The 13406-nt window shown below is 73.2% G+C and carries 8 protein-coding genes; 4 read left to right on the top strand and 4 right to left on the bottom strand.

The window, feature by feature from the left end; all coding sequences use genetic code 11:
- The first annotated feature begins 27 nt into the window (after positions 1-27).
- Positions 28-1932 carry an ATP-binding protein gene (locus D7W81_RS06880; RefSeq protein WP_120554522.1) on the top strand — a complete coding sequence of 635 codons (1905 nt, stop codon included), beginning with the start codon at positions 28-30 and terminating at the stop codon, positions 1930-1932.
- On the opposite strand, the gene D7W81_RS06875 is transcribed toward D7W81_RS06880, so the two are convergent.
- Genes D7W81_RS06875 through D7W81_RS06865 form a run of 3 tightly spaced genes read right to left on the bottom strand, consistent with a single transcriptional unit; the run spans position 1919 to position 5928 of the window.
- The gene (locus D7W81_RS06875) at positions 1919-2731 is read right to left on the bottom strand and encodes a carbohydrate deacetylase (RefSeq protein WP_120554521.1); all 813 of its coding nucleotides are present in this window, start codon (positions 2729-2731) and stop codon (positions 1919-1921) included. The two genes, D7W81_RS06880 and D7W81_RS06875, sit on opposite strands and share 14 nt — an antisense overlap.
- The gene (locus D7W81_RS06870; protein WP_120554520.1) at positions 2682-3707 is read right to left on the bottom strand and encodes a CE1 family esterase; all 1026 of its coding nucleotides are present in this window, start codon (positions 3705-3707) and stop codon (positions 2682-2684) included. The genes D7W81_RS06875 and D7W81_RS06870 overlap by 50 nt, the downstream gene beginning before the upstream one ends.
- Before the next feature lie 10 nt (positions 3708-3717).
- Positions 3718-5928, bottom strand: a complete 2211-nt coding sequence (locus D7W81_RS06865) for a serine/threonine-protein kinase (RefSeq protein WP_120554555.1) — start codon at positions 5926-5928, stop codon at positions 3718-3720.
- 338 nt (positions 5929-6266) lie between these two features.
- Between D7W81_RS06865 and D7W81_RS06860 the strand changes: the two genes are divergently transcribed.
- From D7W81_RS06860 to D7W81_RS06850, 3 genes are all read left to right on the top strand, one after another.
- Entirely contained in the window at positions 6267-7547 is a 1281-nt protein-coding gene (locus tag D7W81_RS06860; protein WP_120554554.1) for an amidohydrolase family protein, read from the top strand.
- A 66-nt stretch (positions 7548-7613) separates the two neighbouring features.
- Positions 7614-8174, top strand: a complete 561-nt coding sequence (locus D7W81_RS06855; protein WP_120554519.1) for a peroxiredoxin — start codon at positions 7614-7616, stop codon at positions 8172-8174.
- 226 nt (positions 8175-8400) lie between these two features.
- Positions 8401-9471 carry a CgeB family protein gene (locus D7W81_RS06850; protein WP_120554518.1) on the top strand — a complete coding sequence of 357 codons (1071 nt, stop codon included), beginning with the start codon at positions 8401-8403 and terminating at the stop codon, positions 9469-9471.
- A gap of 386 nt (positions 9472-9857) precedes the next feature.
- Here the strand turns inward: D7W81_RS06850 and D7W81_RS06845 are convergent.
- The coding region (locus tag D7W81_RS06845; protein ID WP_244227017.1) for a hypothetical protein at positions 9858-13406 on the bottom strand (3549 nt) is incomplete at its 5' end.

The raw sequence follows: 13406 nt of genomic DNA, 5'->3' as shown, positions 1-13406 counted from the left end.
CCGGCGACCCCTGCATCGCCCCCATCCATGCTGCCACCCAACGACGTCGAGGATGTCCTCTCGTGCCTGCCCCAAGCGCTCCTGCGTGTGGGGCCCGACCTTCGCGTCCAATGGTGCGAGGAGGGCTTCGCGGTCAAGACGGGCGTGACGCTCGCTCCGGGGAACACCCTGCTGGAGGCCCTGGAGCCGGGCCGCAGCCTGGACGCCCTGGAGCGCGCCATCCGCGAGCGGCGGGCGCACTCCGGCCACGTCATCACCCGCGCGCTCCGCCAGGTGCGAGTGCAGGTGAAGCCCACCCACACGGACGGCTCGGCCGGGGCGTGGCTGGTGATGGAGCCGTCCGGCGTGGACGACGAGGGCGCGTTTTCACAGGCCGTGCGGGAGATTGCCCGCGCGGTGGGTGAGTCCCTGGAGGTGGACCGCGTCTGCTCGGCGGCCGTGGTGTCGCTGGTGCGCTGTGCGCAGGTGCGGCGCGCGGAGGTGTTCCTCTACGAGGAGGACGACGCGACGCTCAAGCGCATGGCGGTGTCGGACCTGGAGGGCCTGGACGCGCCCCAGGACGTGTTCGACCCGTCGGAGGACCCCTACCGGCAGGCCCTGGCCCTGCGCCAGCCGCAGCTGGGCATCCAGCGCGGCTACGGCGACACGGTGGGCGCCGTGTTCGCGGCGGTGCCGCTGTGCGCGCCGCGCCGCACGGTGGGGCTGCTGCTCATCTACAAGGAACAGGGCGCTTCGTTCTCCGTGCGCGAGCTGGAGATGTGGAGCGCGGCGGCCAGCCAGCTGGCGGTGGCGGTGGAGAACGCGCGCCTGCTTCGCGAGGCCCAGTCCGCCCTGCGCGTGCGCGAGGAGTTCATGTCCATCGCGTCGCACGAGCTGAAGACGCCGCTCACGCCGCTGAAGCTGGGCCTGTTCTCCATGGAGCGCCGCATCGCCTCCGGGCAGCCGGTGTCGCTCGCAAGCGTGCTCAAGGCCAAGCGGCAGGTGGACCGGCTGGCGGGGCTGGTGGAGGACCTGCTGGACGCAAGCCGCCTGGAGCTGGGCCGGCTGGCGCTGGACTCGTCGCCGCTGGAGGTGGGGCAGCTGGTGGCGGAGGTGGTGGACCACTTCCGTCATGCCTTCGAGCGCCCCTTCACGGTGGATGTCCCGCACGACGGCGTCTGGATCCTGGGCGACAGGGACCGGCTGGAGCAGGTGCTGGTGAACCTGCTGGAGAACGCGCACAAGTACAGCCCGGCGGGGGCGCCCATCTCCGTGAGGGTGGGGCGCACGGCGGAGTCGGCGCGCATCCAGGTGCAGGACCACGGCATCGGGATTCCGGGCGCGGATCAGGCGCTGGTGTTCCAGCGCTTCTACCGGGCGCGCAACGTGTCGCACCGCAACTTCGGCGGGCTGGGGCTGGGGCTGTTCATCAGCCACTCCATCGTGAAGATGCACGGCGGCGCGCTGGCGCTGCGCAGCCGCGAGGGCGAGGGCTCCACGTTCATGCTGGACCTGCCGCGCATGCCCGCGCACGAGGTGCGGCGGCTGCCCCGGCGCGTGCTGGTGCTGGACGAGGACTCGCACCAGGAGGCCACGGCGGAGCGCACGCTCCGGGCCGAGGGCTTCGAGGTCTTCACCGTGCAGAGCGGCGCGGAGGCCCTGCGCAGGGCGACACACCTGCCCGTGGACCTCATCGTCCTGTCCACGAGCGCCACGCAGTCCGCGGTGGGCAGCTTCCTGGAGACCTTCGCCACGCTGCCTCGCGCGCGGCCGGTGCCCATCCTGCTGGCGGGGGATGCGCGGCCGTGGTGGGCGCAGGAGAACACCGCGATGTGCCCCAGGCAGTACCGGCCGGAGGAGCTGCTCGCGGGGGTGCGCAATGTGCTGACGCGCGAGAAGCGCCGGACGCTGACGCCCGTGGAGTCGGAGCTTCCGCTCGTCACGCCCGCGTGAGCTTGAGGACGCGGAAGTCCGTGGGGCGCACTCCCGCCTCTTCCAATGACTCGCGCGAGCGGGCGTCGACGAAGGTGGCCCGCTCCACCTCGCGCTGCGCGGCGTAGCGGGTGGTGACGGCTTCGGGCAGGTGGCCCGGGTGACACATCCACTCCGTGACGCCTTCGCCAGGCAGCGCCGCCAGGGCCTCGGAGAAGCGCTCCGGCGTCCAGTACGCGGACTCGCCGGACTCGCCCACGAAGTGGTCGTTCGTGGCCACGCCCCGGGCCTTGAGCGCGGCGCGCATGCCCGCGTCGATGGAGCGCACCGGAAGGCCCGCGCGACGCGCGACGCGCGACAGTCCCTCCAGGACCTGGGGATGCCGGTGCAGGTGCTTGTGCACGTCCAGGTGGGTGGCGGCCTGGCCCAGGAGCCGCTCCAGGTGCTCCAGCTGCGCGAGCGCCTCCGCCTCCACCACGTCCGCGGGAAGTCCGGCCACGCGGGAGCCAGCAAGGCCCCCGTCCCCGGTGCACCACTCGCGCGGGAAGCCGGGGGCCACGGGAGGGCCCCGGTCCAGGTTCAGGTGCAACCCGATGGCGAGTCCCCGGGCCTGCCTCGCGGCGTCCCCGGAGTCCGGCGCGTTCACCAGGAGGGTGGCGGAGGAGACGACGCCCTCGCGCATGGCCTGGAGGATGCCCCGGGTGATGCCCGGGTCGTAGCCCAGGTCATCGGCGTTGATGATGAGGGCGCGGGCCAGCGTGGGGTCTCCTTCAGGGGCGGGGATGCGCCTGGAAGAAGCGCCACATCTCCAGCGACGCATTCAGGTCCGGCGTGCCGTCATTGTACTGGGTCTGGCCGGGCCACGAGTGCTTGCCGCCAGTGACGGTGCACAGGCTCGCGGTGGCGCTCTCCGGCTGGCAGCCCGTATACGCCACGCAGGTGCTGTTGCCCTGCTGATACGTCTGCTGCTGGGCGCCCGTGCAGCCGTTGCGCTCGGCGAAGCGGCGCACGGACTCCGGCGCGGACGGGTAGGGCGTGCCTCCGACGGCGGTGAGGTTCGTGCCGCCGTCGTAGTAGATGGCTTCGTCCGCGGTGCCGTGGAAGTGGAGCACGGGCACCGGCCGCGACGGGTTGCAGTCCGGCAGACCCAGCATGCCCGCGACGGGGGCGATGGCGGCGATGCGCTGGGCGCGCTCGCAGGCCAGCCGGTAGGCGAGGAAGGCTCCGTTGGAGAAGCCGCTGGCGAAGATGCGGCGCGGGTCCATGCACACGCGGGTGCCCAGGTCCTGGAGCATCCGGTCCACGAAGCTCACGTCGTTCACCGCCTGGTTGATCTGCGCCGGGCCACAGCAGGCCACGCCGTTCCAGCTGCGGGTGTCCGGGTCGCCCTGGCCGTAGAGCTCCGGCACGTTGATGCCGCGCGGGTACACCGCGATGAAGCCCTCGGCGTCCGCCAGCGCGGAGAAGTTGCTCAGCTGCTCCTGCTCCACCTCGTTGGAGCCGAAGCCGTGGAAGCTGAACACCACGGGCATGGGCTTCGTGGGGTCGTAGCCGGTGGGGACGTGCACGCGGTAGAGGCGCGAGCGGCCCTGGTGGTCGACGTTCCAGTCGTAGGTGCCCGCCGTGACGGTGAGGCTCGCGCAGGCGGTCCGGTCCGGAAGCGGGATGTCCCCGGCCTCGGGATTCGGGACCTCCACCTCGTCGTCGGATGGGGAGTCGCCGTACTCCTTGGAGGCGCATGCGGTGGCGGTCAGCAGCAGGCTGGACGCGGCGAGAGCGAGGAAGCGAAGGCGCATGGGGTGGAAGCTAGCCCCCCGTGCCGCACTCCGCCGCCAGCGCCTGCGCCCGGTCCGGGAACCTTTCCGCCAGCGTACGTTTCACGTCTGCCACCCCGGCGGTGTCGCCCTCGTGGACGTGAAGTTGGCAACGCGCGGTGAGGGCGCGCGGGTCCTCCGGGGCCAGCCGCTCGGCCTCGCGGTACTCGCGCTCGGCGCCGCGGAGGTCTCCCTGCCGGAAGAGGACGGCGCCCAGGTAGGAGTGGGCCACCGCGAGCGTGGGGGCCTTCTTCTGCGCGCGCTTGAGCAGCGCGGCGGCGTCCTCCAGCTTCTCCTGGCGGAAGCGCACGAAGCCCAGCTCCGCCAGGGACTCGGCGTCGTCGTGCTGGCGCGTCCAGGCGGACAGCACGGTGGCGGCCTCATCCAGCCGTCCACCTTGTGACAGGAGCTGTCCGTAGCGGGGCGCGACCTGTCTGGAGCCCGGCGCCTGCGCGTACGCCTTCGCGAGCGCGGTCAGCGCCCCCGGCACATCCCCCTGGCGGGCCCGCAGGTCGGCCAGGGCCAGCGGCACGCGGATGTCCTTGGGGGCCAGGGTGGTGGCCTCGTCGATGGCGCGTTCCGCGCGCTTGCCCATGCGCAGCTCGGTGGCGGCGCGCGCGGCGAGCAGGTGCGCCTCCGCCTCCTTCGGGAAGCGCGAGGTGTACGCCTCCGCCAGCGACAGGGCCTGCGAGTGGGCGCCCGCGTTCAACAGCAGCGTGCCCGCGCGAGCCAGCTCTGGCGCCGTGGCGCGGACGTCCTTGCCCAGCCCGTCCAGCGCGGACACCTTCGCCTCCGCTGACGTGGCGGCCTCGGCGGCGGCGATGCGCGCGGGAGGCGGCACGTCCGGGCGCCGCAGGTACCACGTGGCCCCCGCGCCCAGTCCGCCCAGCGCGAGCACTCCCACGATGATGGCCAGGGCCCGGCGGGACCGGGGCGCCTTGTCCCGTGCGCCGGCCGGAACTCCGCCGTGCGCGGCGCCATCCGCCGTCTTGCCCGGGGATGCGGCAGAAGTCCCCGGCGATAGCGGACCGGCCGCGTCGCCCGGGGTCACGGTGTTGAAGCCACCGGACGGCATGGGGCCGACCGCGCTACCCGGCGCCGCGCCGTCGGTGCCACTGGACATCACAGGCCGGGCGCGCAGCGACACGGTGTGGGTGCCCAGGGGCGGCAGGGGCCGGGCGCCCCCCGGAGCCGCCGCGACCGGCGGAGGCACGGGCCAGGGCGGAATGCCCTGCACCCCGAACGGCGGCAGCACGGCCACGCCCGGTGTCCCATTCGCTCCCGAATTGGACGGATCCGCGAGCCTCGCCTGGCGCAGCGCCAGCCGCTTGGGGTCGCTGTCCGGCGGGAACAACGCATCCAGGTACGCGGCCACCTGCGCCGGCGAGGCGACCTCCGCGGGGCCGCCCAGCATCTCGATGGCGGCGATGAACGTCTGCAGGCTGTCGAAGCGCGCCTCGGGGTCCTTCGCCAGCGCCATGAGGCACACCGCCTCCAGCGCCTGCGGCACCGACGGGTCGAACGCGGTGGGCGGCTTCGGCCTTCCCTCCGAGATGCGCGTGAGCACCTCTTCGGTGGACATGCCGGTGAAGGGCCTCCGGCCGCACAGCTGCTCGTAGAGCATCACCCCCGCGGCGAACAGGTCCGCGCGGTGGTCCACGCTGCGGCCGGCGATCATCTCCGGCGACATGTAGAAGAACTTCCCCTTCAGCGTCCCGGGCTCCGTCCCCGCCCCCAACGCGTCCGCCTTCGCGATGCCGAAGTCGATGACCTTCACCGCGCCGTTCACCCCGACGTGGATGTTGTCCGGCGTGAAGTCGCGGTGGACGATCTTCAGCGGCCGTCCCGCCTCGTCCACGGCGCGGTGCGCGGCGTCCAGCCCCCGGCACGCGTCCACCAATACGCGCAGGGTGATGCCCAACGGAACGCGCTGGCCGCGCTCGGCGGCCTCCTGCCGTACCTCCGCGAACGAGCGCCCCTCCAGGAGCTCCATGGCGATGAAGGGCTCTCCGCCCTCCATGCCCAGCTCCAGGATGGACACCACGTGCGGATGGCGCACCTGCGCGGTGATGCGCGCCTCGTTGAGGAACATCTGCACGATGCGCCGGTCCGCGACCAGGTGCGGCATCAGCCGCTTCACCGCCACGGCCGGGCCGCGCTGTCCGTCCGGGGTGATGGCGCGCGCCAGATACACCTCCGCCATGCCGCCCGTCGCGATGCGCGCGCTCAAGCGGTAGCGGCCTGCCCAGGAAACGCCGGGTCTCGACACCAAGGTGGTGGCAGTCTACGGGCCCGCGCCCCCGGCGCCCAACGTCCTGACGGGCCGCCTGCCTGCCTGTCCCCAACCGTCCCTCCGGAGGCCCGGGGCATGCCCACCGTGTCTGGCGGGCCGGGACGACGGGTGTGGGTGCAGGGATGTGTGGACCCGATGACGGAGGACGGCGCGGGAGTGCTAACCTCCCCCGCCTCAAAGCGTGACCCCTAAGGGGAGGGGGCCGCCTTCACGAACCTCGCGTACCGTCGCGGATGCAAGGAGGGATGTTGGGCACCGTCCTCAAGGGTGGTTTCGTCGTCGAGCTGGAGCCCGCGTCCGTGGAGCGGGTGGACCTGCGCATCGAGGGTGAGCGCATCGTGGCGCGGGGCGAGGACCTGGCGCCCGGCCCCGACGACGAGGTGGTCGCGCTGTCCGGCAAGCTCGTCTTCCCGGGGCTCGTCAACGCCCACCACCGGCTCGCGAGCGTGCTGTCTCGCGGCCTGGTCCGTCCGCCGCCGCAGTCCTACCAGGCCCTGCTGGAACAGGTGCGCTGGCCCTTCGAGAACGCGCTGGACCTGGACGCGGTGCAGGTGGCCGCCACGGCGGGCGGCCTGGAGTCCATCCAGTGCGGCACCACCACCCTGTTCGATTTGCACGCCTCGCCCAAGGCGGTCACGGGCTCGCTGTTGCGCTCGGCGCGCGGGCTCCATGAGGTGGGCGTGCGCGGCGTGCTGTCCTACGCGGTGACGGACCGCATGGGCGCGGTGGGCCGGGAAGAGGGGCTGGAGGAGACGGTCAGCTTCGCGCGCAAGGCCCGGGGCCGCTTCCGCGGACAGGTGGGCGCGGGCCCCTGCTTCACGCTGGGCGACGATGCGCTCCAGGGCCTGGGCGAGGCGCTCAACACCACCGGCACCGGGCTGCACTTCCCGCTCGCGGAGGACCCGCTGGACGAGCGGCTGTCCACCGAGCGCCACGGCAACCCGCCGGTGACGCGGCTGCTCACCAGCAACCTGCTGTCGCCCCGCGCGATGGCGGCGCACGCGGGCCACCTGGCGTGGGCGGACCTGGCGCAGGTGCTGGCCACGGGGACGTGGCTGCTCCACACGCCGCGCTCCAACCAGGGCCTGGAGGTGGGCTACGCGCCCGCGCTGAAGTTCGGCGCGCGCGCGTCGCTGGGCACGGACGGCACGTCGCCGGACATGTTCGCGGAGGCGCAGGCGGCGTACCTGCGCTCGCGCGAGGCGGGGCAGCCCATCGACGTGCTGCGCTACCTGGCCAACGGCCACCGGCTGGCGTCGCAGGTGTTCGAGGCGGCCATCGGCCCCATGCGCGAGGGCGCGCTCGCGGACCTGCTGGTGCTGGACTACCTGTCGCCCACGCCGCTGACGGCGGAGACGCTGGCGTGGCACGTGGTGCACGGGCTGGGCAGCCGCCACGTGGAGGCGGTGATGGTGGACGGCGTGTGGCGCGTCTGGGCGCGCAGGCCGCTGTCGGTGAACCCCACCGTGGTGGCCGAGCAGTCGCGCGAGGCCGCCGCCGCCGTGTGGGCTCGCATGGCTTCGTCGTAGGGCGTGGCGCCTGGAACCCGGGGAGCGGGGCTTGTCGCGGTGTCCGGGGCCCGTTAAGTCCCGGGCATGCTCAACTCCCTGCTCGTCGTCGGATGGCTCAGCGCAGCGATTCCCCAGGTGGGTGAAACCGCCCCGGACTTCACGGTGAAGGACACCGCGGGGACGACCCACACGCTGTCGGAGATGGTGAAGAAGGGGCCCGTCATCGTGGCCTTCTTCCCCAAGGCGTTCACCGGCGGCTGCACGAAGGAGCTGACCGCGTACCGCGACCGCTACAAGGACATCGAGCAGGTGCAGGGCCAGGTGCTGGCCTTCTCCACGGACGACGCGGAGACGCTGGCGCGCTTCAAGGCGGAGCTGAAGGCGCCCTTCGCGTTCATCCCGGACCCCGACGGCAAGGTCGTGGGCGCGTATGACGTGAAGATGCCGGTGGTGACGGTGTCCAAGCGCTACACGTTCGTCGTGGGCGAGGACCGCAAGGTGCTCAAGGTGGACGAGGGCAAGGACGCCATCGACCCCACGGGCGCCATCGTCGCGTGTCCCCTGCGCAAGGGCGCTGGCGCGAAGCCCGCGGCGGCTCCGGCGGGGAACACGCCGCCCACCAAGGCCGAGCCCGCGACGAAGTAGCCGCGCCCGCGGATGCGGGTCCCTGGCTTCCGGGACAGGGGCACGGTCCACTCGCGGACGTCGCCGTGGCACGCGTGGGCTGAACGCCGGCCGCGCCGTTGAGGAGTTCACGCGGCACGGCGCTCGGCTGCTTGTCCGCCCGAGCCCCGAAGCGATAGCCCTGGGACTCGCCGCGCGCGGGACTTCCTCCATCCGCCGGGCTGGGGGCGTGAGGAGGCCCGAGTGGATGGACATCGTCTTCCTGGGGCCCGCATGCCGGCCCATCACCGAGGAGTCGCAGGCCGGCACGGCTCCGAGGCAGCTCGCGCAGGCGCTCCGGCGGCGAGGACACGCGGTCCTCGTCCTGGAGCGCGCGGCCTCCGGCACGGGGCGGGAGGAGTCATCCACCGTCGCGACGTACCTGGACCTCGCGGACCTGCACGAACGCTTTCATTCAAGGGTGCGCCGCGCGGACCTGGTGCTGGTGGACGCGGACGTGCCGCAGGTCGCGGACGTGAGCCGCTGGGCCACGAACACTGCGGGCGGGCTCACCGTGTTCTGGGACCGGGACACGCCCCGGACGCTGGCGCGGCATGCGCTTCGCGAGGACCCCGGCTGCATGACGCCGGAGCTGTTCATGGGCTACCGGCTCTATCTCTGCTCCAGCGGTGGCCCGGTGCCCCGGCAAGTGGAGCGCGAGTGGGGCGTGGCCCGGGCGCGCATGTTCCTGCCCGGTGTGGACGCGGAGCACTTCGCGCCAGGAAGCGGGAGGGCGCGCTGGGACCTGGGGCACCTGGGGCTGTTGTCCGCGGAGCGGCGGGGAGTGCTCAAGCAATGGCTGCTCGGAGCCGCGCGCGGTTGGCCCGAGGGCCGCTTCATCCTCAATGGGACGTTGTCGGCGGTGGATGACGCCTGGCCTGCCAACGTGGCGAGGCACCCCGCGCCTTCGCACCGAGCGCGCGCGGCCTGCCTTGGTGCGCAGCGCTTCACGCTGGCCCTCTCCCAGGCGGAGCACACGCCGGGCGCGAACCTGTTCGAGGCCGCGGCCTGTGGGGCGGCGCTCATCTGCGACCCCTGGCCGGGCCTGGAGGACGTCTTCGCGCTGGGCGAAGAGGTGATGGTCGCCCGCACGGAGCGGGACGTGCTGCGCTATCTGCTCGCGATGCCGGAAGCGGACCGGCATCAGCTGGGCATGCGAGCCCGCGCGAGGGTCCTGGCCGAACACACCGTGGCCCATCGCGCCGTACAACTGGAGCAATACGCGAACGAGGCGGAGCGGGGTGCCCCGTGGATGGCGCCGGTACGCTCGCTGAACTGAGCCTCACGGGGCCGGGCCGTGCTCCCGGACATACGGGCTGTCCCCGGGGATGAGAAAGAGAGAACCCAAGGGGATGCCCCGTCCGCGGCGCACCGCTTGAACTGGTCCGACAGTCGGACCAGTTGGGAAGACTCCGGTCAGGGAGGGCGCCCGCGCCAGCCGGGCGGTTTGAGCTGGTCCGACAGTCGGACCAGTTGAGAAGACTCCGGTCAGGAAGGGCGCCCGCGCCAGCTGGGCCGCTTGAACTGGTCCGACAGTCGGACCAGTTGGAAAGACTCCGGTCAGGGAGGGCGCCCGCGCCAGCCGGGCCGTTTGAACTGGTCCGACAGTCGGACCGGTTGGGACGACCGCGTCGGGCGGGATGTGGCTTGCCTTCCCGCCCGGGCCTACTCCTGCTCCGGGGCCTTCACCATCTCCCGGGGCGGGAACACGAACTGCGCGGCGCCGGCCACGAGCGGTGACTCATCGCGCTGGAACTCTGCGAGCTTCGCCAGCCGCTCCTCCGTCCAGCCGCGTCCATCCGCCGCATCGCGCACCAGGCAGTGCAGGGCCACACGCCGCGTCTCCGGACTGGGGCTGACCGCCAGCCGCAAGCCCATCACCGTCATCGCCTCCAGCGGCAGGTTCGACACCGCCACCTGGGCCGCCATCAGCGCGTCCGCGTGGAGCCATCCCGCTCTCCCCATCGCGTCCAGGTGGCTCGCGAAGGCCAGCGGCGACAGGGCCACCACCGCGCAGCGCACGCGCAGCGTCGCCAGGCACGGGTCCTTCGTGAGAAGCCCCGTCACCAGCCCCTGCACCGTCTGCAGCGGCACGGGCCGCATCCGTTCCCGGGGCTGGAGCAGGGCGTCCATCGCCACGCTCAGCGCGCGCCGGTCCTCCATCACCGCCGCCAGCATCCGCTCCATCAGCGCCACGTCGCGCTCGTCGGCCCTGTAGACCAGCGCCCCCATCGCCGCGCGCACCTCGTCGTCATAGGGCGAGGCCAGCCGCGCGCCGCAGGCGGAGAGGAACACCCGCTCGCGGTCCTTCACCGGCAGCCACGCCGCGCGCCGCAGCAGGTCGATGCGCGCATCCGGCTCCGGCCGCGCCAGCACCTTCGCGAGCAGCGCGGACAGCCGCGCATCCAGGCCTTCCGTCAGCCGGTCCGCCGGAATGTCCCCTACGCGCGACGCCATGATGGCGTCCTCGCCGGAGACGGCGCGCTCGAACACTGCCCACGTGGGCTCGCGGTCCAGGTGGTCCCACAGCGCGCGCAGGAGCGCGATGCGCACGTCCCGGTGCAGGGGCTTCGCGTCCAGCTCCAGCAGCCGCGCATAGCCCGCGTCCGAGCGCAGCTCGCCCAGCAGGCGCACCACCTCCTTCGCCACCGTGACCTTGGTCAGCGGCACCTCCGCCAGCAGCGACAACACCCGCGTCACCGGCATGCCGTTGAACGCGCGGCGCAGCCCGTAGATAGCGATGCGCGCGCGCGAATCCTCCAGGCACCGCAGCAGCGTGGGCACGCCCTGGCCCTGGTCGCACCGCGCCATCACCCGAAGCGCCCGTTCCTGCACCGCGGGCCGCTTGTCGTCCGCCAGCGCGAGGAGCGCGTCCATGGGCGCCCAGTCCAGCGCCGCCATCCGCGTCACCGCCGCCAGCAGCGTGGGCGTGTCCCGCTCCAGGTCCTCGCACAGCCGCGTGAGCGCGCTCGAATACGCCCGGTTCTGCTCCACCGTCCACCGGAAGAACCCGGAGTCGAACGGCAATATCCAGTGCGTCGCCCCCGTGGCGAACTGACCGGTGATGACCGGCGCGTTGAGGTACGGCCCCAGCAGGTCCTGCCGCCGCCGGTGCAGGAACTCGCGCACCACGGGGATGGCGATGGCGCTCTCGTCGCGCTTGAGCAGCGCGGGCAGCATCCGGTCGAAGTCCTTCACCGCGCGGTAGCGCAGCACCCACAGCGCGTTCCCGGACGGCTTGCCCAGCCGCAGCGCCACGCGCTCCAGCTCCTCCACCAGCTCCCGGTGCAGGGGAAGTCCGCGCTTCTCGGCCACCGCCAACGCCACCACCTCGTCGTCCCAGCCGCGGTCCCGCCAGCGCCGCAGGGTGGCCGCGAGCGTCGACTCGAAGCGCGTCCGGTCTTCCTTCGACAGCCACGCCGTCAGCGCCAGCGCCAGCCGCTTGTCGGGCGCCGCGTCCCGCACGGAGACGAGCCAGTCCGACAGGCCGGGCACCAGCGCCGCGCGCTTGCCCAGGCTCGCCGCAAGCTGGAGCAGGGGACCGCCGCGCTCGCGCTCCGCCCAGCTCTTCGCCAGCGTCAGCAGGTACGGCGCGGCCCGGCGCACCTCGTCGTCCGTCAACCGGTGGCCCAGCCCTGCGTCCTGGATGCGCCCGCGCTCCTTGAGGAAGGTGCCCAGCCACTGCGCGCCCCACGCCGGGTCCGCGCCGAAGGCCCGCACCAGCAGCCGCTCCGCCGCCTGCGCCGTGCCCATCGACAGGTCCGCGGCGTCCAGGGCGTCGCGCAGCATCCGGCCCAGGGCCTCGGTGTGCTCGGCGCGCCACATCCGCCGGGGCCACGAGGCCAGCGCCTGCAGCATCACGCCGCGCACCGGGTCCTGTTCGTTCTTCCGGGCCAGCACCACCGCCAGCGCGGGGGCCACCCACGCGGGCTCGTCCGGACGCAGGCCGGGCAGCGCCAACAGCGCGGCCAGCGTCTCGCCACGCATCGCCGCGTCCGGGTGTCCCAGCGCGCCCCGCAGCACGCCCAGCGCCTCATCCCAGGGCAGGTGGCGCGCGTAGGCGATTCGCGCTTCGGCGCGGGTGCCCAGCGCCACCACCTCGTTCAGGTGACGGCGTGCCTCACGCTCGCGAAGGTCCACCGGCAGGTGCCGCAGGTAGTCCAGCGGAATGACGCCGTCGCGGTTGCGCGCCCCCACGGTCCAGCGCGCGTAGACGCTCTCGCGCAAGGCCGGGTCCGCGATGCGGGCGATGAGCGCCGTGCCCCACGCGGGCGCCCGCTCCACGGACGCGGCCCAGGCCTCGGTGAGCGTCAGATGCAGGGACTCCGGCAGCTCCTTGATCACGTCCTCCGCGCGGCCCAGCAGCGTGGGGTCTCGCTGGGCAATCCAGGTCAGGGACCCGGCGTCCAGCGACGCCAGGACCTTCGTGAACAGCAGGTGGGGGAGGAACGCGGGGGGATGCTGACGCAGGAGCGCCACCATGCGCACCGGGCGCTGGCGCACCAGCGTCCGCACGGCGTGCTCGTCCGGGGGAATGCCCCGCTCCAGCAGCAGGCCCAGCAGCGTCTCCGCGACGTCGGGCGTCCGCTCCGCCAGCCACGCCAGTCCCCAGCCCAGGTGCTGCCGCGTCACGGGATCCGGCTCGCCGGGCACCGCGCGCAGCCGCTCCAGCAGCACCTCGCCCAGCACCGCCGGTGCATGCCGCGCCAGCCGCGCCCAGAACCGGTAGCTGGGGCGCTCCAGCGCCCGGGCCAGGTGCCGGCGCAGGCCCGCGTCGGAGGCCAGGGGCACCGTGTCCGCGAAGGTGGCGTGCTCGCCGCGCTCCGCCAGACCGTCCAGGAACGCGTCGATGACGGCGTGCCGCTTCCGCTTGCGCAGCTGGTGGATGACGGCCTGCTCGCGGCGCATGCCGTGCGCCATCCGCAGCGCCTCCAGCGCCTGGGCATCGTCACAGGCCAGCGACACCAGCTCGAACGCCAGCGCGCGCACGCGGAAGGACTCGTCCGCCGTGGCCTTCAGCACCGCCTCGCCGTCGAGCCGCGTGAACTGGGCCGCCAGGGCCAGCCTGCGCTCGAAGGCGTCTCCCCGGGCCAGCGCGTCCAGCAACGCCTGCGCTTCCGGGTCCGTCCGGGCCTTGCGGCCCAGGGCCACCATGTGACGCACCCGGGCGTCGTGGAAGGTGGAGGACAGCTCGGCGCGCAGGGTGGGCAGGGC

Origin of the sequence: Corallococcus aberystwythensis (assembly GCF_003612165.1) — a bacterium.
In the GTDB taxonomy this organism is placed as follows: domain Bacteria; phylum Myxococcota; class Myxococcia; order Myxococcales; family Myxococcaceae; genus Corallococcus; species Corallococcus aberystwythensis.
This window is presented reverse-complemented; position numbering and strand designations above follow the sequence as displayed.